The sequence below is a fragment of the Pseudarthrobacter sp. B4EP4b genome, from assembly GCF_006680095.1.
In the GTDB taxonomy this organism is placed as follows: Bacteria; Actinomycetota; Actinomycetes; order Actinomycetales; family Micrococcaceae; genus Arthrobacter.
This window is the reverse complement of record NZ_VHIJ01000031.1, coordinates 32,741-52,738: the sequence shown is the minus strand read 5'-3', so window position 1 is coordinate 52,738 and position 19,998 is coordinate 32,741. Positions and strand designations below refer to the sequence as shown.

The 19,998-nt window shown below is 61.9% G+C and carries 22 protein-coding genes; 10 read left to right on the top strand and 12 right to left on the bottom strand.

The window, feature by feature from the left end; translation table 11 throughout:
• Positions 1-125: 125 nt before the first annotated feature.
• Positions 126-701: a hypothetical protein gene (locus FNL14_RS11305; RefSeq protein WP_255470799.1), complete on the bottom strand. Its 576-nt coding sequence runs from the start codon at positions 699-701 to the stop codon at positions 126-128.
• A 158-nt stretch (positions 702-859) separates the two neighbouring features.
• Positions 860-1,801, bottom strand: coding sequence for a ParA family protein (locus tag FNL14_RS11300; RefSeq protein ID WP_142060067.1), 942 nt, complete (start codon positions 1,799-1,801; stop codon positions 860-862).
• Between the two features lie 1,206 nt (positions 1,802-3,007).
• Here FNL14_RS11300 and FNL14_RS11295 point away from each other — a divergent pair.
• Positions 3,008-3,529, top strand: coding sequence for a hypothetical protein (locus FNL14_RS11295; RefSeq protein ID WP_142060065.1), 522 nt, complete (start codon positions 3,008-3,010; stop codon positions 3,527-3,529).
• A gap of 465 nt (positions 3,530-3,994) precedes the next feature.
• On the opposite strand, the gene FNL14_RS11290 is transcribed toward FNL14_RS11295, so the two are convergent.
• The 5 genes from FNL14_RS11290 to FNL14_RS11275 all read right to left on the bottom strand — a co-directional run bounded on the left by FNL14_RS11290 (position 3,995) and on the right by FNL14_RS11275 (position 6,339).
• Positions 3,995-4,705, bottom strand: a complete 711-nt coding sequence (locus tag FNL14_RS11290) for a hypothetical protein (protein ID WP_142060063.1) — start codon at positions 4,703-4,705, stop codon at positions 3,995-3,997.
• 69 nt (positions 4,706-4,774) lie between these two features.
• A complete protein-coding gene (locus FNL14_RS23315) occupies positions 4,775-4,915 on the bottom strand; it encodes a hypothetical protein (RefSeq protein ID WP_181762607.1) in 141 nt (46 codons plus the stop codon).
• A 14-nt stretch (positions 4,916-4,929) separates the two neighbouring features.
• Positions 4,930-5,301: a hypothetical protein gene (locus FNL14_RS11285; RefSeq protein WP_142060061.1), complete on the bottom strand. Its 372-nt coding sequence runs from the start codon at positions 5,299-5,301 to the stop codon at positions 4,930-4,932.
• Positions 5,302-5,367: 66 nt separating this feature from the next.
• On the bottom strand, positions 5,368-5,727 hold the full coding sequence (locus FNL14_RS11280; protein WP_255470798.1) for a DM13 domain-containing protein: 360 nt from the start codon (positions 5,725-5,727) through the stop codon (positions 5,368-5,370).
• A gap of 228 nt (positions 5,728-5,955) precedes the next feature.
• The gene (locus FNL14_RS11275; RefSeq protein ID WP_220126160.1) at positions 5,956-6,339 is read right to left on the bottom strand and encodes a hypothetical protein; all 384 of its coding nucleotides are present in this window, start codon (positions 6,337-6,339) and stop codon (positions 5,956-5,958) included.
• A 719-nt stretch (positions 6,340-7,058) separates the two neighbouring features.
• On the opposite strand from FNL14_RS11275, the gene FNL14_RS11270 reads away from it, so the two are divergent.
• The 3 genes from FNL14_RS11270 (at position 7,059) to FNL14_RS11260 (ending at position 9,255) form a co-directional block, all read left to right on the top strand.
• Complete coding sequence (locus tag FNL14_RS11270; RefSeq protein WP_142060059.1) at positions 7,059-7,853, top strand: hypothetical protein; 795 nt, start codon at positions 7,059-7,061, stop codon at positions 7,851-7,853.
• Between the two features lie 247 nt (positions 7,854-8,100).
• Entirely contained in the window at positions 8,101-8,691 is a 591-nt protein-coding gene (locus tag FNL14_RS11265; RefSeq protein WP_142060057.1) for a recombinase family protein, read from the top strand.
• Between the two features lie 183 nt (positions 8,692-8,874).
• Positions 8,875-9,255, top strand: a complete 381-nt coding sequence (locus FNL14_RS11260; protein WP_142060055.1) for an STAS/SEC14 domain-containing protein — start codon at positions 8,875-8,877, stop codon at positions 9,253-9,255.
• Positions 9,256-9,362: 107 nt separating this feature from the next.
• Here FNL14_RS11260 and FNL14_RS23310 read toward each other — a convergent pair whose 3' ends face one another.
• The 5 genes from FNL14_RS23310 to FNL14_RS11240 form a co-directional block, all read right to left on the bottom strand.
• Positions 9,363-9,530 carry a hypothetical protein gene (locus FNL14_RS23310; protein WP_181762606.1) on the bottom strand — a complete coding sequence of 56 codons (168 nt, stop codon included), beginning with the start codon at positions 9,528-9,530 and terminating at the stop codon, positions 9,363-9,365.
• Between the two features lie 265 nt (positions 9,531-9,795).
• Positions 9,796-10,005 carry a YegP family protein gene (locus FNL14_RS23795; RefSeq protein ID WP_142060053.1) on the bottom strand — a complete coding sequence of 70 codons (210 nt, stop codon included), beginning with the start codon at positions 10,003-10,005 and terminating at the stop codon, positions 9,796-9,798.
• A gap of 251 nt (positions 10,006-10,256) precedes the next feature.
• On the bottom strand, positions 10,257-10,781 hold the full coding sequence (locus FNL14_RS11250) for a hypothetical protein (RefSeq protein ID WP_142060051.1): 525 nt from the start codon (positions 10,779-10,781) through the stop codon (positions 10,257-10,259).
• A 496-nt stretch (positions 10,782-11,277) separates the two neighbouring features.
• Positions 11,278-12,027, bottom strand: coding sequence for a hypothetical protein (locus FNL14_RS11245; protein ID WP_062073636.1), 750 nt, complete (start codon positions 12,025-12,027; stop codon positions 11,278-11,280).
• A gap of 718 nt (positions 12,028-12,745) precedes the next feature.
• A complete protein-coding gene (locus tag FNL14_RS11240) occupies positions 12,746-13,612 on the bottom strand; it encodes a GntR family transcriptional regulator (RefSeq protein ID WP_231745630.1) in 867 nt (288 codons plus the stop codon).
• A gap of 270 nt (positions 13,613-13,882) precedes the next feature.
• On the opposite strand from FNL14_RS11240, the gene FNL14_RS11235 reads away from it, so the two are divergent.
• The 6 genes from FNL14_RS11235 (at position 13,883) to FNL14_RS11210 (ending at position 19,988) form a co-directional block, all read left to right on the top strand.
• Positions 13,883-15,148 (top strand): RuBisCO large subunit C-terminal-like domain-containing protein, encoded by a 1,266-nt coding sequence (locus FNL14_RS11235; protein WP_062073632.1) that lies wholly within the window; start codon positions 13,883-13,885, stop codon positions 15,146-15,148.
• 1 nt (position 15,149) lies between these two features.
• Positions 15,150-16,448 (top strand): four-carbon acid sugar kinase family protein, encoded by a 1,299-nt coding sequence (locus tag FNL14_RS11230; protein WP_062073630.1) that lies wholly within the window; start codon positions 15,150-15,152, stop codon positions 16,446-16,448.
• Between the two features lie 52 nt (positions 16,449-16,500).
• Positions 16,501-17,544, top strand: coding sequence for a zinc-binding dehydrogenase (locus FNL14_RS11225; protein ID WP_062073628.1), 1,044 nt, complete (start codon positions 16,501-16,503; stop codon positions 17,542-17,544).
• Between the two features lie 71 nt (positions 17,545-17,615).
• Positions 17,616-18,650, top strand: coding sequence for a 2-keto-3-deoxygluconate permease (locus FNL14_RS11220; protein WP_062073626.1), 1,035 nt, complete (start codon positions 17,616-17,618; stop codon positions 18,648-18,650).
• Positions 18,651-18,810: 160 nt separating this feature from the next.
• Positions 18,811-19,062, top strand: a complete 252-nt coding sequence (locus FNL14_RS11215; RefSeq protein ID WP_223934366.1) for a hypothetical protein — start codon at positions 18,811-18,813, stop codon at positions 19,060-19,062.
• Positions 19,063-19,406: 344 nt separating this feature from the next.
• Positions 19,407-19,988 (top strand): recombinase family protein, encoded by a 582-nt coding sequence (locus tag FNL14_RS11210; protein ID WP_142060224.1) that lies wholly within the window; start codon positions 19,407-19,409, stop codon positions 19,986-19,988.
• Positions 19,989-19,998 lie beyond the last annotated feature (10 nt).

Here is a 19,998-nt window from a genome sequence, read left to right as displayed (position 1 = left end):
GTGTCGATGGGCCGGCCGCCGCCTCCACTCCCCGGTGTAGCTTTCGAACTCTCGTTTTCATGCCATAAGTCATGCCATAAGCACTACTGGAAGACTAACCATGCTTGTCCCAAGGAGCTCCTGGATTACTCTCCTGCAGTCGATCCCGCGTGAATATGAAGCTTGAGGACGGTCGAGACGAGCGCGCTGCGTGACGGTGCGTCAAACTCGGCGACCTTGTCATCCAGCCAAGCGACCTGAAGCCCGTCGAGGCGCAGCTGGATCTGGATGCCGGCTTCGCCCCGTTTTCGCGGGGCACGGCGGGGCATGCCGGAGCTGGTTAGCGTGGTTTCGGGAGTGAACTCCTTGGCGATCTGATTGTCGTCGACCGCTTCGAAGGCATCAATTAACAGGTCTGCGTACGTGGTCCGTTCCTGGTAGACGGCATCCTTCACTTGCGCCAGGAGCGCCGGCGGCAGGTATACCCCGACGTTGCGCAGCGCCCCGGGAACCAGCTCGGAGGCTTTGGTTGCGTTAGCTGTATTCCTGGCACCAGGGCGATGCCGCGTGGTGGCCTTTGGGGCCTTGACGACTGTAGGCGCGGGCTCTTCCTGGGCCGCCTCAAGGGGTGCTTTCTCAACAGGTGCCTGCTCAGCTGGGCGTATATCCGCCTGCCGTTGCTCAATAGGTAGAGGTGCGGGTTCGGGTGCTGCTGGCTGCACATGGATAAGTTCAGGGGCCGTTGTCTCTACGGACTCCCCGGTTTTGGGTTTCGGTGCAGGAGCGCCCCTCCCCCGCTTCGGAGCCAGCAACCCTTGGAGTGCTGCACCCCGGGCAGGCGCTACAGGTGCGAAGGCGCCCGCAAGGTTCTGTCGGCCGCTCATGCTTCGTTCCCGCTTTCGATCTCGTTTAGTCGGGCGAGGATCTCGCCGGTCAGCTGCTCGTACTCTTCAGCGAGTCCCCCGGCATTTCGCGAGAAGAAGCCGTCCGTCGGCTTCTCCCCCGCCCGGAGCGCCTTCAGGCGGTTCTTCTGAGCGTCGGTAACGGCACCTTCAAGTTCGTGGAAGAGCAAGCCCTTTCGGCGGGCGTCGGCGCTTGCGCTCTCGAGGTTCCTGATGCGCGTGGCGAAGACCGGGGCGACGGTGCCGAGCATTTCTTCCAAGGTGTCTCTGACGCTGCGTTCGAGGCGCATGGAGCGCGGTCCTACACCGAACAAGACGATGCCTGCCAACTGCAGGGACGGGTTCCGGTCACGTACGGCCATGAAGCGGCGTGCAATGCGTTCGACACCGTCGATGCTCGCATCATCGGACCGGGTAGGAATGACGACTGCACTGGAGATCGCGAAGGCACCTTCTACGAGGATCCGCTCCCCCGGCGGGGTGTCGATCAGGATCAAGTCGTACTCGTCTGCCAACGGGGCCAATACGGCGTAGAGCATGTCGCCGAAGTCGCCGGCGTCGGAGCGGCTGGAGCGGGACACCATTAGGCCCTGGATGTCTTCAAGGTCTTGGCCGCCCGGGATTACGTCAAGGTTTTCCCGAACATTGCGGAGGATCATCGGCGGCGTGCCGGCGATCAGGGCCTGAAAGAATTCCCTCCCTGTCTGCCGCTCATATCCGAGGTCGCGGGCCAGATCGCCCTGCGGGTCAAGGTCGATCAGCAGCACACGCGAGCCGGCCAGCGCCACGTAACCGCCAACGTTGGCTGCAGTGGTCGTCTTACCGACTCCGCCTTTGCCGTTCGCCAGAGACACGACACGGTCAAGGGCCCGTGTTGTTTGGAGTTTCGGGGGTACGGGGGTTTCCAGCGATCGTGCCATCGGCTGACGACTCTCCTACTTGGTGGGGTGCATGTTGTCCTGCTGTCAACGGTATGTGGGCTCCTTTAGGAATGTTGGCAGTGACACGCGTAAGAGAAGTAACAGTTCGTCGGGCAGGGTCATACACGGTGCACCACATCATAGACATGGCGGGACGTCATGTTTGTCTCCTCGCCTGATCTCAGGTGGGGTAACGCATTGGAGCCTAGGTTGGTCCTCCCACTGTGGTTCACGCTGTTGCGGTTGTAGGCGCTCACATTGTCAAACCCATGATCGCTCCTGTTGCCTTCTACGCCCATAGGCCTGCTTGTCGTCACCCATGAGGCCAGATGTGCCGAATAGTTGCGACTCCTATTGACAGCGCAGCGTGATGAAAAGCCTCGTGTCGGGCGGGTCTAATGGCGGCATCTCCAAGTCTTATTTCAGTTGGCCGTCCAACATGAAATATGGCGTGGCTTATGGCATGAAGCATTGTTGATCCCGAAATGGACAGCATAACCTCTAGCGGATAAGGACCACGGCTGGGCCGCCTAGGAGCCTGCAAGTAATGTTAATGGAGCGCCTGCGCAGGGGCCGCAGGTATCGCCCGGGGAAAATTAACACACCTGGGCTAATAAGCGAGCCGGGATTTCGGCTGGCGCCAGGGGGAGAGGGTGGGGGAGACCCCGTAGCAGGAGGCACGGCCTGCCGGTCGGGTCATGCATCAGCTCTTCTGGTGTGGCAGCGGGGAACAACTTTGTTCAGTTGACGTCCTCCAACAACCTCGTCAACGTCCTGCAGATGATGGAGCATCTTGTCCCTGTGCTGGTCGACTGGCCCTCGAGCCACTCACATCAGGGTCGGAGAAGAACCTGTGACAGCCCGCAGCGTTCAACGCGGCATGCTGCAGTTCCGTTCCTGACAACGGTGCTGACCTTGCCTTATCCAATACTCCCCAAAGCGACTTCAATGGCTCATCAAAGGCCACTCTCCCTTTGTTGAGAATGGATCAGTTGAGACACATTGTTGAGACGACGCACGGTTCGCTGGAACCGCTGGAAGGCAGGGCTTAGAAAATAGTTGACGACGAACCCGGCCGGTCTTGATAAAGGATCCATAGATGAGACTGATGGCAAGGGTCGGGCAGTCTGCCAGCCTCGTTGCCACAATCCGCTTGTTTTGGGCGAGAGGCCCGCGGCGGTAGAAGGTGCCAGATATGATCCGGGCATGACTGAATTGGATCTCCTCCTGAAGGCCATCGCTGAGGATCTCGGCGATCCCTCCAGTTGGAGCGCCCCCGTGGAGTTTCCTGAGTCGCTTGCGCTTTGCGCTCTGAATTCCGCATACTCCCTGCGCGGTAGTTCGGCCGCAGCCACGAATGTGCTGGCCCGCTACCGCGCGTTTTGCCCAACGGCAGACACCAACAGCGGTACAGACCTAATAATGGCGATGGATAGCGAAGGTGGCCCCGCGGGCTTTGCCCGTGACATCCTGTGCAACGAAAGCAAGCTGCCTGGTACAAACCGTTTGCGGCCTGAGGGCATTTACGAGGGGCTCTCCCGGCTCGCAGCCCTGGACACAGCAGTAACGAGTGCAGAACACCTCCGAACCGCCGCGACCAACGGAAGCACCTCCGCAAAGACAGCATGGCTTTCAGTCAAAGGGTTTGGCCCCCTTGCCTGGTCATACCTGATCATGAATGCAGGAGTCGGCACCGAAACAAAACCAGATGTGATGGTGCAGCGCTAACTCGCCCGAGTTCTCGGCGACGACAATAGACTTACCCCCGCCCGAACACGGCAGCTCCTCCAGCTTGCCGCCGAGAAGCTCAATGTTGAACCCCGGGACTTGGACCGAGCAATATGGCTGCACGAGAGTCCGTCGAAGTAGCCGCCCGATAAAGGATCCCCTTACGGGCATTTGAACTCATCTCCGGACCGGAGCCATGTATCTTAGAACCCCGGTGCCTCAAATCGCTAGGGATACGAGACGGGGAGGTTTCGATAACTTGAGTTCCGATCTCGGGCACCGGAGATTGCAAACCTCTTCTTCGTAGGGGTGGCCATCATCTTCGTTGTCGCCCTGGTCTGCGCCGGCAGTTTGTTGGCGCCCGAAGGGGCGCCAACAAACTTCTGCGTCCCAATGAAGCTCCAAAGTATGGAACTGAAACCTATGCAGGGACGTTGCCTTTCCGATGGGATTTCAAGAGTTGTTCTAGAGGTCGTGTGGGCATATTTCCGTGCCGGCCAGCTCAGGCAGTCCTTGTCCGAATGCGGGGTCCTCTTCGCTTCCGGCCCAGATGACACCCCCTCCTGGGCAGGACATCACATCGAAGGCTTTCCCGTTGAGGTGCGCCCGTAGATGGTGCCCGTCATCCTCGACCACTTCCCAACCGGCCGTCGGCAGCGTTGCGCGGTAGTGCTGCAGCACGTCGATGTCTCCCAAGAGCTTGAACCAGCGAGTACAGCCGGCTACGCCACTCGTTCCGCCGCCGTTGAATTGGCCGATATGGCTGATGGAGTCAAACACCTGTTGGGCCTCACGGTCGGCGGCGGCCGTGGGCCCCGTTCCCTCGGTCAGGCATTGCGGCGACGAAACGTACTGTTTTTCAAGCCGCTGCTCGAGTGCCAGGGGGGTGAGCGCAAACATCCCGATCAGCATGAGGGCAGGAGTGGCCGCGGCTGTGAGCCGCATCCCTCGCCGTGTCGAGAGCATGAAACCGCTGACCGCAAAGACCATGACCAGAAGGAGCGCCAATCTGGAGGGTCCGGCCGTCAATCCCCAAAGGAGCCCGCCCCAGGCGGTGCCGCTGACGTCGCCGTACACGCTCATGAAGCCGTAGTGAACCAGCACACCCAGAAGCGCCAGTCCTGCTCCGAGAACGAGCAGAACCGCGGCAGAGACGGCTCGTACGGTCGCGGCCATGGCATATCTTAAGTTTCATCAAGTCAAATGTCCAAGGAAAGCACCAGACGACGGCGCCATCATTGGGCTTCACCCGCCGGAGCGGCGGCCTCCCCGGGCCCCGAATGCGATCATCAGCCCGGCGGTGGCGGCCCCGCCCGCGTAGGTCCAGGGCGCAGACCATGACCCCTCCGGGGTGGGGATGGCAAAGGCAACCACGATGGCAGCCAAGGCCAGAAGGACCTCTACTGTCGCCTGCAGTGGTCTGGCCCGGTACTCAGGGAGGCGAGCCGGACCAGGAGGATCAGTGGGAGCAGGAGAAGGCCCAGGCTGGGCATCGGGTTGATCCCGTTGAAGGTGAAGACCACCAGACCCAGCACCCACAGCCCGACCAGCCAGCCGCCGGCCCAGAAACCCAGACCCGCCAGCGCGAGCACCACGAGCAGGGCGCCGGGAAGCAGGTACGCCATGGCCTGCCGAGCCGACGGGACCTTCCTGGTGGGCCCGAAGATGCAGGCCCCGATCAGCAGGTAGACGGCCGCGTACCAGGGCAGCAATTGGATGATGGGATCCGCAAGGCTGAACACCAGCAGGGCAGCGCCGGGGCTATGATGCACACCGCGGCGAACGTCCACGGGCGCCGGGTCTGTGGAGCGGGTTTCACCTGGCTCTAGCCTGAGCCTTCACTTCTGGTCGCTGAGGGCTGCGGCACCCCGTGTGTTCTTGGCGGAGTAGTCATAGATCAGCACGCTCCTGACCGGCTCCTCCATGGCTGTCCACATTTGCGAGTCCATCACGAATCGCTGGGTGGCGCCGGCCCGGAAGGGGCCAATCTCGATCATCTTTGTCGATGACACTTCGAGTTCTCCGCCGGCGCGGGCCGCAAGAGTTCCGGGACTGAGCATGACGCGAAGGTCCTTGCCGGGGCCAGTCGACATGTCCTCGAGCTGCAGTACGGCGCCGGACTCGTTGACCTCGAGGGTCGCTGTGCCAGTGGTCGCGTCAGCCAGGGACTGGAACGTGCCCTGCATCGTGGCGGACACCGCATGGGGAGTAGTAGGAGCCGTAGAGGATGCGACTGGGTGCCCTCCAGGGGCATGTCCAGGGTCAATGTAAGTACAGCCAGCCAGTACCGATGACAGGACTCCAGCGAGCAGCACACATCGCATCAGTTTCATCATTCCCCCAATGATTCGTTTCTTGGCACGCTACCCGAAGACAGGCAAAGCCGATGCCACAGCTAAGCGCCAAAGCCGTGGGTTTATACCGCCTTAGCTGATCCTTTTTTGACCGCCCAAGGCAAAGAGGGCCAGGTCCACCTCACGGGGAGACCAGGGGTGACCACGACGTTCGGCCTCGGACGCCAGTCCAACGACGATCGTCATGTACCTCCCATACCGCCCCCGTGCAGCGGACAGCGAAAGCCCAAGCCTTTCCAGACCCGTTTGGGCCCGCCGAACGTAGACCGCCATGCGGTCCGGGGCGGCCGCTGTGAGCAGCGCCGAGGCAAGGGCATCACCGCGGACGAAGCCTGGCAAGCCGCTTAGAGCTTTTCGGCGTTCAGCGGCTGCTGAAGCAACTTCCAGGGCAGCGTCGTTGACCGCGGAGACGGCGTGAGCGGTGGTGCCACGAACTTCGGTATCGGCCAAAACCATGAGTTCCCGAACCCAACGCGTGTCGGCACGGAGACGCTTCCAGAAGAGCAAAGCCCAATGTCAGCCTTGCCAATCGACCCCGAACCGCGGATTCGGTCCGAGACCTCAACGAGAACCTCGTCGTAGACCTCTGACGCCTCGGAGTGAAAATCGGCATGTGCATGGCGGAGGAGGCTCCAGGTGTGCTCATTCAAAAGAGCATCTAAAAGGTCAGGGAGCTGCCCTAGGTTGAACAAAACCCGGGAAGTTACGCCGTCAAGAACGCTGGGGGAGTGTCCCACCCAACAACGTCCCCGTTCTAAGGAAGTGGGACAGGCCTGGTCTCGCTGCGCGTCTCGCAACTAATGATGACTAGCGAAATGAAGCTGGCCAGTTGCGATACATAGTTGTAGGAACCCAAGGACCAGAGTCCCCGAACGGCGTCAGTCGCTTTTTGGCGAGACGTCTCGCAAGCCAAGGGTTATAAGACGCATATAGCCGCCAGATCTCTCGGGCTAGATAGACCCGGGCGGTGAAAAGCTGCCACTCCCACAACACTGCCTCAGGGCGCTCCTGACATTTCCGGGTTGCATGAGTCGAATCTGGTCTCCGTGCAACTCTTCATTGTCATGGGTTCTGAGCCGGAGGAGACTTGAAGCGACGGCCTCCCATCTTTGGGCCGCCCGCGGGGCCACCCGGCTGCGGGGCCTCACAGCACCTTGTAGCGGCTTGGTGGATCGATGAGCTCCATAACACCCCTCGAAAAGGCCGCTCAGTGGACGCGCCATCTCTTGCCCTTGGTGGTTGTCGCACTGATTGGCTGTCTCGGCGGGTGCCAGTATGAGCCCGACAACGTCCCTCTCCCGTCCACCAGTTCTCCGACTACGGAGGCTCGCACGGCCCCGCCACTGCCGGACGGAAGCGGCACCCGCACGGTCCCGCCACTGCCGGAGAGCGGCGATATCGACGCCGGCACATACCTCGTCCCCGTCGCCGGCTACACGGAGCCTTTCGAAATCACCGTCCCAGACGGCTGGTTTGCTCTCGACAGCAAAAGCCTGGGAAAGGGCGACCCGGATCACCCGGCTGAATGGGCCGTCTACGTGACTCTTTGGCCCGCCAACTATGTGTCGATGGACGCATGCGCCTGGATGGGCGCCCTTGCCGATGTCGGTCCGTCGGTCGAGGCCTTCATCAGGGCTATGGCGGCGCAGTCGTCAACGGCGAGCAGTCCTCCCGCCAAGGTCATGGTAGGCAATTACTCCGGCTTCGAGTTCGACCACTCCGTCGAGGGCGATGTGGACATCAACGCCTGCGGCGCCGACAGGTTATGTGTCTACTCAGAAAATAGATTCACCTGCACACACGGGTACTCGACTCGGGGCGAGCGTGTAACCTACCGGGTGGTCGATCTGAACGGCCAGCGGGCTGTGGTCGCAGTGGGCCATATCGACGAGTCGGTCAATCCGGAGCTGATGAGAGAGGCCCGCGTCGTCTTAGACTCGATCGTGTTCAAATCCGTCCAGTTGATGTGATGGGCGATCCCGCCCTCGGGCGCCGGCTCCTTCTCTGAAACCCACCTACATGTCTCATAACCGAGGCGCCTCAAAACGCTAGCCATATGAGCCAGTTGGACACCCGGGGTTGCGACATTTAGCGATCACAGAACACCGCCATTTACCGCCGAAAGTCACAAAAAAGTGGAAAAGGCCCTCCTACCCTTAGTCAAAACTGGTTGCCGAAAAGAAAACCGGTCAAAAGAGCTATGAGAGGGTTTTTGACGTGTCCAGGAACGTAGTTGGCTACGCGAGGGTCAGTACTCGCGGTCAATCGCTCGATTCGCAGGTGGACGTGCTGGTAGCGGCCGGAGCAGTCCGCGTCTTTCAGGAGTACGCGTCCGGTGCCACCCAGGCAAGAGCACGGTGGAAAGACTGCTTGGAGTACCTGCAGCCGGGCAACGTGCTGTTGGTCGCCGACCTGACCAGGCTAGGGTGTAGTACCTCCGACCTCGCGGACATCGTCACACTACTAGGTCAACGGGGGATAGGCTTCCGCTCCCTGGCTGAACCTTGGCTGGATACGACTAGTGCACACGGCAAGCTCATCTTTGACATGTTCGCTTCCCTCGCAGAATACGAACGCTCCCGGCTATCGGAAAGAACGAAGGCTGGGCTGGCGGCAGCTAAAGCGCGTGGCCGGCTCGGTGGCCGCCCGCGGTCGTTGACGCCAGGGAAATTGGAAACGGCCCGGCAGCTGCGCAAAGAAGGAAAGACTTTGAAGGAAACGGCTGATCGGCTTAGCGTGAGTGTCTCATCCCTGACTCGGGCCCTTCGCAGGAACGACGTCCCAGAAGTCGCATCCGAAGCCGGGTAACGCGACCCCTAGTCTTGGGACAGCGTAGGGGGCACCAGGATTGTGCAGCAGGCAAGTTGTTTTCGGATTCTGCACGGATATCCAAAGCCGCCTGTATGCTCAGCTGCTTCTCCTTGCCCGAAGTTTCCGCAGGTCAAAGCCGTACAGTTAGTCTTAGCTACAAAAATGCTGGGGGAGCAAAAGATGAATCCGATCATTGTTGACGGGGGCAAGGGCACGGTGGAACTCGGTGACGAGGGAGTTCTCCACCTTGTGTGGCAGCGGGAGACTGTTCTGGAGGCCACGGACGTCCATGCGGCGATGGCAATAGTCAATGAGCTCGCTGACGGTGCCGAGTATCCGATGTTGATCGACATATCGAACACTCAGGCGGTGACCCGCCAGGCCAAGTCCGTTTTCAGCGTCAAGTGCGCCGCTTCACGAATCGCCCTGCTCGGTTCAAGCCCGGTCAATCGCGTCATTGCCAATTTTGCTATGGCACGGCGGACACTTCCGTGTCCCACCCGGTTTTTCACCTCCCGCGATGAGGCCTTGTCTTGGCTTCTCCAAGCGCGCCTTTCATGACCATGACCGTTGCTTACCCTTGCTGGCTTGTCGGTCAATAGCAGGAGTTCGAAGCAGGCAAGGCCGTCCATAAACCGTCAACAGGGCAGGCACGCCCTGCCGCATTGTCAGGGCCGGCGAGGTCTGTTGAACGATCGCGCGATGGCCCGGATTGGGTGCATCACGAGTCTGGTCATGCCGGCGAGGACCAAAAGGACCGCGACGGCGGTGAGCTGCCCGATAAACATCAGCAGCGCCACGAACAATGTTCCGGCATAGGCCAGTGTGTAGGTCAAAGTATCCAATGTAGTAGGTGCGAATGGAGCCCACCCCTGCGGCGCGGGGAGGCTGCGTTCCGGCCTTTCGTTAGCCGCTGGGGACAGGGAAACAGCTTTCGCCGCGGGTTGAACGACAACTTCGACGACGGCCGAGGTTGATCACTGCGCAACCCGGATGGCCGGTGCTGTTGCGGCCGCGATGATGCCGGGGCGGAACCATTATCCGTTTATCGCCGGCCTGGCGGATGAGCCTCGGTAGCCCGGTGCCCGTGGTACAGCCTCGTTACGACCTGGGGCCCGGTTCGGGTAAGGGAAGGCACTGATCCGCGATCAGTCCAGCGGCGGCGCATTCGCGGGTACGCCGGATTCCCTGAACCGCTGATTGTTTGTCGGAATAATGGCCCGACACGGCCAAGACTGTCCCGTCAGGGGCTTTGAGCCTGAACGCGTACAGCGCGTGATCGACAGTGTAGATTTCGAATGTTCCGGTCACGGTTACCCCTTGTAAGGATTAGCTTCACCAATGAAAGCGCTTCTCTGCGCTCCCGCCCCCCAGCCGCCGGTTCTCAAAACAGTACAGAGGAAATCGTTTACTCACTAGTAAGCCTCAAGTGAGGTGGCATGCAACGCGCTCGAGCCGGCCGGCTCCTGGCGATGGCTGTTCGTCCACGCGCCGCCCGGGCACTCGGTCACATGCAGAGGCACCCGAGTGATCGAACGCTCGGGTGCCTCGTTTCGGGGATTTCAGAGGTTGCGGATTCGTTTCCACCGATCGGTGATCGCCGGAGTCATCCAGTAATGCGCGCCTGAGCGCGCCGGCGTTAAGCTGGCACCCGAATCGACCACAATCGGCCACCAGTCGGTCTCGTAATGCTTCCGGAAGTGGGGGGTGAGCTTGGTGAACGTGTTTGTGACGCGACCCGCAGAGTGCCCAGTCTCCTCAACGAGGTCCTTCCGGTTGTACTCGCGCGTGCCACGAGGATCGCGTGCTATGACGTCCATGATGTCGGTGAGAACTTGGGTGATGATCGTGTCACCCTGAGCGACGCGTGCCAGTCGCTCTTCCGTCCACACTTCGTCTTTTGCGTCGGACCGTTCGTCTTTTGCATCGGACCGTTCAGACACGCCCTCGTGAGGGGGCGTTTCTGCGGCGGACACGGAAGCAGATGAAACGGCGCTGCGAGCTCGCGATCGCTCCGCAAGCAGCTGGTACACCGCCTCGAGGTCCTCGGCGGGAACCGGTACAGAATGAAATTCAGTCGGAGACATTTCTTTGTCCTTTCGGAGACTTAATCTTGTGTCTTCCAGACTAACTATTCCGGCCTGCCAGAGCAATACCGATGTCTGGAGACTTATCCGCCCGCCTCATGAGGCTCTGGAGACAAGATCCCTGCCTCCGACCTACTTACGCGCCGATGTGACATTCGTCGTCGAGAAAACACCGCCGTTTGCCGCCAACATCCACAGAAGTCGCCTGCACCGACCGGGCCGCTGTCGTCCCGCGCGCCTGCCGGGGACACGGTGATACCCGGGGAGGTTTCTCAATGGCAGGCTGCGGGCTGCCGACTGTTCTCGAAAACGAAGGATTTCAAGAACAGGTTGATTTGAGAATCATGGGTGTTCGCGGCGAGCGGCTGCAAGGGGGCATCTACCTGCGGACATGTGGCTGTTGGCGATAAATGGCGGTGTTTTTGCGCCGCTCCGTGTCGCCCCGCGGACGTTCATACTCCTAGCCGGGTCGGAAGCGCTCGTGTCATGTCGTCCGTCAGCTAGGAAGGTCAGCCGCGACAGCGGACGCCCGCTCCTGAAGAATGGAGAAAATCTCTGGCTGGTAGCGTTGCTGGACCCGGTGATTGATCCCCTTCTTCATCTCCGCGATCAACTTGCTGATTGACTCGGCGTGCCGGAATTTGCCTCCAGCAGCGAAGAAGGCGCGCAACCAAGGTTCCTTCTCCAGGGCATAGCCCCGGTCAGTGAAAGCAAGGATGAGTTGAACAACGGCCGCTTTTCCGTTCCCGGTCGAAAGCCCGTTGTACTGTTCGTTAACCATGCACTTGGCCGCCTCAAGCTGGAAAGCATCGACTGCTCCGACCGTTCCGGTATCCACATTGCGTGCCCCAACACCGTCAAGCCACGTCCGGACCATCTCCGAGGGAGACCAGACAACGACAAAGAGACGTTCAATCCTGTTGGTGGCCACCACTTCCCTGAGTAACTCAAAATCGTCCTTCCCGTGAGGGTGTAGGACCGTGAGCGTTCCGGCGAAGCGATTGTTGTCCTGTGCAAAGTTTCGCAGCTCCGAAATCCCCACGATCCGTTGGGAACCCTTCTCAACGGCGACATAGCTGATGAACTCCGTGTCCGCGCTGTTTGGCTCCCGAAGCCTCTTCAAATCGGATACTGCGAACAGGTATGGGGGCTCACCAAGCCACTCTCGGATAACAGCACTTTGGGGCACCATCGACGTACCACCCTGTGCCCAATCTTCGCGGATCATGTATGCAAGTTCGGTCATGTCCGGATCCTTTCACGCCCCTCCGACATCTAGTCTGTGGAGCAGGCCGGGCGGTTAACTGCCCGAAACAGCCTGGCGCATATTCTCTATCGGCGGACACCCTCCCTGGGGCGGGCTCGTGACACTGTCCCGAAGACTGTAGCCACGTCCCGGAACCCCTCAGTTTTCCCCGTTCTGGCAAGCACCACCAGGCACAGAACGAAGGGCGGTAATAGCCTTGAACACCCAATGATGAACAGGCCAAGGGAGATGGGCAGAAGATCGGTGATCACAGGGAACTCCTATTTGCAGCGTGGGAATAGGTTTTTGCCTAGTGCCGCCGTGAAGAAAGGAATTTGCTGAAGGGTGGCCTTAGGCTCCGATCTCGCTTCGGAAGGGCCCCTTCAGTAGTCACCTTGAGCAATTCAGGTCGCGGGCCTACCACGCTGCTCAGCCCCCTAGGAAGGCCACCGATAAGTAAAGCCGCTCCGGGCCCTAGGTCGGTCTGCCCTAACAGTGCTTTGATCCTGCCATATCTCAGCCGGTTCTGTCAGTACCAGGCCTGGGGTACCGGGCGCCGGGCGCCCGGACGATAGTGACCGCAAACGTGGCACTGCGCCAGTGCAAACGCTTTAGGGCGAATCTCATTAAACGATCCTCGTACGGGCAATCGAACCTGCCGAATCCCTGTGTCTCGAAACCAAAACGCCTCGAATCCCGAGCAGGGGATGGCTGCCTTCTAGTGTGCCCCTCGTTCGAGATCAGCTAGTTCTGCTTCCAGTTGCTGGGTCAGGTTCCGCAAGCGCCGGATGTGCTCTTGCGAGACGCGCCCGGGTTGGTTTGTGACTTGTGCGTCGACATCGAAGACCGTGTTGGGGCTGTGCCAGACGTTGAACCATTCGAGACCATGGCCGAGAGCGTCACGGGTCACGCCCTGGAGCAGGAGCAGTGGTTCGCGGGTGTTGATGTTCAGTTTCCGGGCCAGATCATGATCGGCGGACACTGCCTGTACTTGTCGGGGGCCGCCGGCGGGGTGGTATCCGTGGTCCCTCATCAGGTTCAGGAGTGATGCATTTTCCAGCAGTTCCGCGGAGAAGTGTGGGAAAAAGTCACGGGGAACCCAGGTCCGCATGAAGGCAACGGGCACTTCATCCAGGTAGCGAACCCGTTCGATTCTCCATGTGTTGGTGGTGCCCAGGGCCTCAATGCCCGCCTCTGGTGGGGCGGAGGGCTCCACGGTGAGGACGTGGGTGCGCAGGCGCTGGCCGTGGGCTGCAGCCTGCTCATCCAGCCCGCCGGCGCGCTGCACGTGCCGACGAAGGACTGGCGTTGAGGCTACGACGCTTCCGCGGCCACGCTGGCGGCGAATCAGGCCGAGATCGGACAGGCCGGACAAAGCCTGCCGTACGACGCTGCGGGAGACGCCGAACTGCCGTTGCAGTTCCTCTTCGGTGGGCAGGGAGGAGCCTGGGGTCAGCCCCATGTCGACGATTTGCCGGTGCAGGATGTCCCGGATTTGGGCGTGGAGAGGACCTCCGTCGTCCCGGTTCAGGGGGCTGGTGCGTCCCGCCTGCTCTGCCGCTGTTTCTGCTGATTCCACACTCACGTTGACTCCTCTGCCCTGTGCAAATCTTAGCCCCCACCTTCCTGCCTCCCCGCTGAGCGGTGAGAACAAGCGGCCTTGACGTGACCTACACCACCCATTATTGTACGTATCAAAGGTACGTACAACTTCGGTTCGCGGATCACAGCAGATTCCGTGGAGACGAAGTTCCGAGTCACCTGCTTGAGCCCGCATCGGCGCGTGAGCGAAGTGAAAGTACCTGCAGGTGACAGTCAGATACGTAAGTTTCAAACCCCCACATTGGAGAGTTCCATGCGCGACCCGCGCTCGGTGCGTTGCACCTACTACCTAGAATCCGAAATTGATCCGGCGAAGGCCGCCGCCATCATGGCTGGCGAACAGTCCAGCGGCACCTTCCTGCCGGTGCCGGGCGAATCCGCCCGGATCCGGGAGCGGCACGCGGCCCTGATCTCGGATGTTCAGGAACTCGGCTTTTGCCGCCCCTCCCTGCCATCACGGGCGAACCCGGAAAAGGTCCGCGCCGCGTTGGTAACCGTTGATTTCCCGATGGAGAACGTCGGCACCGACCTGGCAACCCTGCAGACAGCCATCGCGGGCAATCTCTTCGAACTGGGCGACCTGTACGCCTGCCGGCTTCAAGACATCCAGCTGCCTGAGGACTTCATCGCCGCCCATCCAGGTCCGGCCTTCGGTATCGAGGGAACCCGCAAGCTCATCAGCGATGTCCAGGGCGTCATGGTCGGCACCATCGTCAAGCCCAATGTCGGGCTTTCCGAAGATGAATTCCGACTGGTGGTCCGCGACCTGGCGATGGCGTCCATTGACCTGATCAAGGACGATGAGCTCATGACCGACCCGGCGTATCTGCCGTTGGAACGCCGGGTTGCGGTCGCCACCGAGGAGATCCGCGCCGCCGAGCAGGTCACCGGCCACTCGACCATGTATGCCTTCAACATCACCGGCGACCTTGCCGGACTGCGCCGGCGCCACGACCTGGTCGTTGAAGCCGGTGGCCGCTGCGTGATGCTGAACATTCCCGTGATGGGAATGCCCGCCCTGGCCTTACTGCGCAGCTTCGCCGAGGTACCGATCCACGGCCACCGCGCCGGCCTCGCGGCCTCGATGCGGTCCAAGGCCCTGGGCATGGACTACCGGGTCTGGCAGCAGATGGCCCGCCTGGCCGGCGCCGATCACCTGCACGCCAGCGGGCTCGGCAGCAAGTTCTACGAACTCGACGAAGAAGTCGCCTCTAACATTCGCAGCCTGCTCGCGCCTCTCGGACAGACCATTGCACCGCTTCCTGTGTTGTCGTCGGGGCAGAACGTCACCACCCCGGGCCCCACCTTCGACGCGGTGGGTTCCACCGACCTGATGATGCTGGCCGGGGGCGGCGTCGCCGCCCACCCGGACGGACCCGGCGCCGGAGTGCGCAGCCTGCGCCAGGCCTGGGAAGCAGCCGTGGACGGAGTGCCACTGCACAGCGCAGCGGACAAGCTCGCCCAAAGCGGGGACAATGCTCTCCTGCACGCAGTCCAGACATTCGGGAAGGGCGCCTGACATGCCAGCTTTCGGTTTCGTCGCAGACGACCTCACGGGAGCCGCTGACGTCCTCGCCCAAGCCCACCGCTACGGGCTGGAAGCCGCCCTGGTCATCGGCGACGCCCCACTGCCCACGGACACCGACGTCGTCGGGTTCGCCGGCCCGGCCCGCTCCCTGTCCGGAACAGCCTTCGACAACCTGGTCATCAGGGACCTCGCTGGCATCGCCTCACTGAACCTGGAGGTACTGCTCTACAAGGTCTGCTCCACCTTCGATAGCTCCACTACCATCGGGAGCATCGGCCGCGGGATCCAGCTGCTTCACGAGCAGTTCCCGCTGCACGGACCCATCCCGGTAGTCCCGGCCCAACCTGCTTTTGGCCGGTACACCGCGTTCAGCAACCACTACGCAACTTATGCGGGCCAGATCTACCGGCTGGACCGTCACCCGGTCATGTCCCGCCACCCGTCCACCCCTATGGCCGAGGCGGACCTGCGCCAGGTGCTGGCCGAACAGCTCGACGACGCCCAGGTGCCCGGGGCGATCCACCTGCCCGCCTACCAGGACGGCACCTTTAAGGACGGCTGGGCGGAACGGCGCCGGGAACCCGGGGCGAAGGCCTTCGTTGTCGACGCCGTGGACGAACACCACATGGACGCCATCGCAGAAGCCCTCACCCGGGAAGAACACGGTCACGGTCCATCGATCGTCGTCGGATCCGGCGGCATCATGGCAGCATTGGCACGTTCCATCTCGGATCAGGCCCCACGCATACCCGGCACGCAGAAGCCTTCCGGACCGGTGCTGGCCGTCAGCGCCTCGGCCTCCAGCACCACAGCGGAGCAGATCAACGACGCAACCTCCCATGGCTGGGAAGACGTCCCGGTCCCTGCCGAGCTGCTGCAGCGCGATGACCCCGCACTGGTCGCCGCCCTCGATGAGCGCGTCGCGGCCGCCCTCCGGGCAGGGCGCAACGTGGTCGTTCACACCACCCGCGGCGCGTCGGACCCGCGCTACGGCGCGAGCACACCCGTGGACGCCGGCTACGTAGGCACCCTGATTGGCGGCATTGCCGCCCGTATGGCAGATGCCGGGCTAACCCGGGACATCGCCGTCTGTGGTGGGGATACCTCCAGCCACGCACTCATCGCCATGGGCGTGCGCCAACTCCGGGTATCCGACCAGTTCGTCACCGCCGGCCCCATCCTGCGCGCCGACGGAGCCTCCGCCGTCGGCGGATCCCGGCTGCTGCTCAAAGGCGGACAGGTAGGACCCACCGACATCCTGCGCCGTTTCGCCGGCCAGCTCCCCAGCTAACACTCCAGACAATTCCTCCACGCATCACCAGAACCCATGAAAGGCGGCCCCCATGCGGGCAGTAGTTAAGAACGCAGCCGAGCGAGGCGTCACGTACGTCACCGACGCCGGTGACCCCAAGGCAACAGAAGGCTCCGTCGTCATCGAAGTCGGCGCTGCCTCCCTGTGCGGCACCGACCGCGAACTCTACGAATGGACCCCGTCGGCCCAGGCGTTCAACCTCAACCTCCCGGTCACCCTGGGGCATGAAGGCGCAGGAACCATCGTCGAGGTCGGCCCTGGTGTTACCGGGCTGCAGGTCGGCGACCAGGTCGCCCTGGAAAGCCACCTCACCTGCGGACAGTGCTTCCCCTGCCGTACCGGCGACGCCCACACCTGTGAACGCACCGGCATCCTGGGCATGCACATTGATGGCGTTTTCGCCGAATACGCCGCCGTTCCCCAGGACATCTGCGTCAAGCTGCCCACCGGCCTCTCCCTCGAATCGGGCGCCCTGCTCGAAGCAGCGGGCGTCGCCGTCCACGCCATCCAGCGTGCCAACTACTCCGTCGCGGGCCGGGCAGTGCTCGTCAGCGGCGCAGGGCCGGTCGGGCTCGTCGTCGTGAACCTGGCCCTGCTCATGGGCGCCTCCCACGTCATCGCCGTCGACCCCAACCCCTACCGCCGGGCCCAGGCCGAAAGGCTTGGCGCGATCGCCCTGCACCCCAATGACGGCATCGTTGAGCGCTGCCGCGAGCTCACCGGGCGCCGTGGTGGCTTCGACGTCGCCTTCGAGTGCTCCGGAGCACCCGGAACTTTGGCCACTCTCTTCGAAGCGGTCCGCCGGGAAGCGACCGTCATCACCGTCGGGCACCCCAGCCGCCCCGCTGAGGTCGACATCGCCGCCTACATCAACAAAAAGGGCATCACCCTGCGCGGGATCTTTGGTCGCCGGCTCTGGGAAACCTGGGAACAGAGCCTTCTGCTCCTCGATTCCGGCAAGCTCGAGCTCGACTGGCTCATCACCCACCGCAAGAAGCTCAGCGAGATTGACGAAGCCGTCGAACTTCTCACCGGCGACGCCTGCAAAGTCTTGCTCATCCCTGGCCTCGGCTAACCCCACAAACAAGGGAACTGACGGTCCGAACCGCAGTCCCAAACCACTCAGCTATTCAACAGGAGAAATCAATGTCGATTCCCATCAAGAAAGCCCTTGAAAAAGTCCCCGGCGGCATGATGCTGGTGCCCCTTGGCATCGGTGCCGTCATCCACACCTTGGCCCCGGACGCCGGTAAGTTCTTTGGATCCTTCACGGGGGCCTTCTTCACAGGCCTGGCGCCGCTGCTGGCCGTGTTCTTTGTCTGCCTCGGCGCGACGCTCGAAGTGAAATCCACGCCCTACATCCTCAAAAAGGGCGGCGTCCTCCTCGGTTCCAAAATCCTCTTCGCCGTCCTCATCGGCGTCATCGCCGGACGCTTCCTCGGTGAAGCGCCCATCGAACACGGAATCCTCGCCGGCCTTTCAACCCTCGCGCTCGTCGCAGCCCTGAACGACACCAATGGCGGGCTCTACATCTCACTTATGGGCCAGTTCGGCCGCAAGCGCGACGCCGGGGCCTACTCCATCCTGTCTCTGGAATCCGGCCCCTTCCTGACCATGGTCACCCTCGGCATCGCCGGCCTCGCAGCATTCCCCTGGCAGGCACTCGTCGGCGCCATCCTCCCACTGGCACTGGGCATGCTCCTCGGAAACCTCGATAAGAACATGCGGCACCTCCTGGCTCCACTGGTCCCCGCAATGGTGCCGTTCCTGGGCCTGTCCCTCGGCCTGACCATCAACCTCAACGCCGTCGTCGAAGCCGGACTGCTCGGCATCGCCCTCGGACTGTTCGTGGTCTTCGTCGGCGGCGCCGTGCTGCTCCTCGCCGACAAACTCACCGGCGGTGACGGCGTAGCAGGCCTTGCCGCAGCAACCACAGCCGGCAACGCCGCGCTGGTTCCCGCCATCATCGCCACAGCCAACCCTGTCTACGCCCCCGCAGCAGAACACGCCACCGTCCTCGTGGCAGCCTCGGTCGTCGTCTCCGCCGTGCTCTGCCCCATCGTCACCTCAGCATGGGCCAAAAGGGTCCAGAAAAAGGCCGGCCCTCAGGACAGCGAAGACAACGCCGTCGAGGAGGCGCCGGCCCCCAAACATGCAGACAGCACCCCGGAACTGACCTAGCAGTAAACAAAAAGAAGGAGCGGGGCGTGCACAATGTACGCCCCGCTCCTTACTATCCGCAGCCGGCTAAGAGATACCTCCAGTCAAGGCGGAAGTCCGTCGCGAAAGGCCCCGCTGAAGTTCAGCATCAGGCGGAAAGCCAGTCATGAAAGGAACAACAATGAGTGCGCAACCACAAATGGCGGATTTCCCCACGCTTCCAGCCGGAGCCCGCCCACTGAGCTATTACAACTGGATCCACCTCAACCCCGGCGACAGAATCATCGTCAAACGAAGCGGATTCGCACCCGAACAAGGCACCGTGGACGAAGTCAGCGAAGATGCCAGCTACTTCTGGGTCTGGATCGACGGCCAAAGCCGAATCCTGATCTTTCACGGCGACGGATCTGCCATTCACAAGGTCCTTCCCTAGCCTTCGGCCCGGCAGACGGTCATCCCTGCGACGCACCCAAGAAAGCGAACCAGTATTCCACTGGCCGACTACGCCGCCCCACTCCGGAGGAAGATGACTTCTTCGGAAACGTCTGGCGGCGGTTCCGCCAAAACGGCAACGTGTGCTAGGAGAACGGTTCGCCAGGCATCCAGACTCCGGTGTTCCGTCTTGAAAAACAACAGCTTTTCAGGACACCACGCCAAGACGTGTATGAGCCCGCCAGATCGGCGGGACCCGGGGCCGCCGGTCGTCTCGGAAACGCGTCTCACCATGGATCGTCTCGGCAGGAGCATGCCGGGGACTTTTCGAGTCAGAATGGCATGGTGAGGCAACTTGGTTATACGCGCGTCAGTACTTCCAGTCAGGATGCCCAGTTGCAGCTGGACGCGCTGGTCGCCGCCGGGGTGCAGAAGCGCGACGTCTTCTCTGACGTGACTTCGGGTAGCAAGACTGCGATTGAGCGGCCCGGAATGAAAAGGCTCCTGGAGTACGCCGAGGAGGGCGACACTGTTGTTGTATGGAGGGTAGACCGGTTGGGCCGATCGCTAATTGATGTGCTGAACACCGTGACCCTTCTGCGCGACCGCGGCATCCGGGTCCGATCCATCTCGGACGGCATTGACCCGGCTACCTCGACTGGCCGGCTGATGCTGAATATGCTCGCGACCCTCGCTGAGTATGAGCGTGAGCTGATAGTTGAACGGGTCAACGCGGGCATCGCCGCAGCCAGGCTGAACGGAACACGCTTCGGCCGGCCGGTAGCCGACCCGGCCGTCATCGCGGACAAGCTGGCGATCGTCCAGGACGCCCGCGAGAAGGGACGGACGGCAGAAGAGGCCGCCCGCCTCGTGGGCTGGAGCCGCGCAACGCTTTACCGGCACCAGCAAGCCCAGAGCCGGCCCTGACACCTTATCT

Excerpts from the sequence above, each read along its gene's own strand:
- FNL14_RS11300 (WP_142060067.1), bottom strand. The coding sequence starts at position 1,801 with ATGGCACGATCGCTGGAAACCCCCGTACCCCCGAAACTCCAAACAACA.
- FNL14_RS11295 (WP_142060065.1), top strand. The coding sequence starts at position 3,008 with ATGACTGAATTGGATCTCCTCCTGAAGGCCATCGCTGAGGATCTCGGC.
- FNL14_RS11290 (WP_142060063.1), bottom strand. The coding sequence starts at position 4,705 with ATGGCCGCGACCGTACGAGCCGTCTCTGCCGCGGTTCTGCTCGTTCTC.
- FNL14_RS11275 (WP_220126160.1), bottom strand. The coding sequence starts at position 6,339 with ATGGTTTTGGCCGATACCGAAGTTCGTGGCACCACCGCTCACGCCGTC.
- FNL14_RS11270 (WP_142060059.1), top strand. The coding sequence starts at position 7,059 with ATGAGCTCCATAACACCCCTCGAAAAGGCCGCTCAGTGGACGCGCCAT.
- FNL14_RS11260 (WP_142060055.1), top strand. The coding sequence starts at position 8,875 with ATGAATCCGATCATTGTTGACGGGGGCAAGGGCACGGTGGAACTCGGT.
- FNL14_RS11250 (WP_142060051.1), bottom strand. The coding sequence starts at position 10,781 with ATGTCTCCGACTGAATTTCATTCTGTACCGGTTCCCGCCGAGGACCTC.
- FNL14_RS11245 (WP_062073636.1), bottom strand. The coding sequence starts at position 12,027 with ATGACCGAACTTGCATACATGATCCGCGAAGATTGGGCACAGGGTGGT.
- FNL14_RS11235 (WP_062073632.1), top strand. The coding sequence starts at position 13,883 with ATGCGCGACCCGCGCTCGGTGCGTTGCACCTACTACCTAGAATCCGAA.
- FNL14_RS11230 (WP_062073630.1), top strand. The coding sequence starts at position 15,150 with ATGCCAGCTTTCGGTTTCGTCGCAGACGACCTCACGGGAGCCGCTGAC.
- FNL14_RS11225 (WP_062073628.1), top strand. The coding sequence starts at position 16,501 with ATGCGGGCAGTAGTTAAGAACGCAGCCGAGCGAGGCGTCACGTACGTC.
- FNL14_RS11220 (WP_062073626.1), top strand. The coding sequence starts at position 17,616 with ATGTCGATTCCCATCAAGAAAGCCCTTGAAAAAGTCCCCGGCGGCATG.
- FNL14_RS11215 (WP_223934366.1), top strand. The coding sequence starts at position 18,811 with ATGAGTGCGCAACCACAAATGGCGGATTTCCCCACGCTTCCAGCCGGA.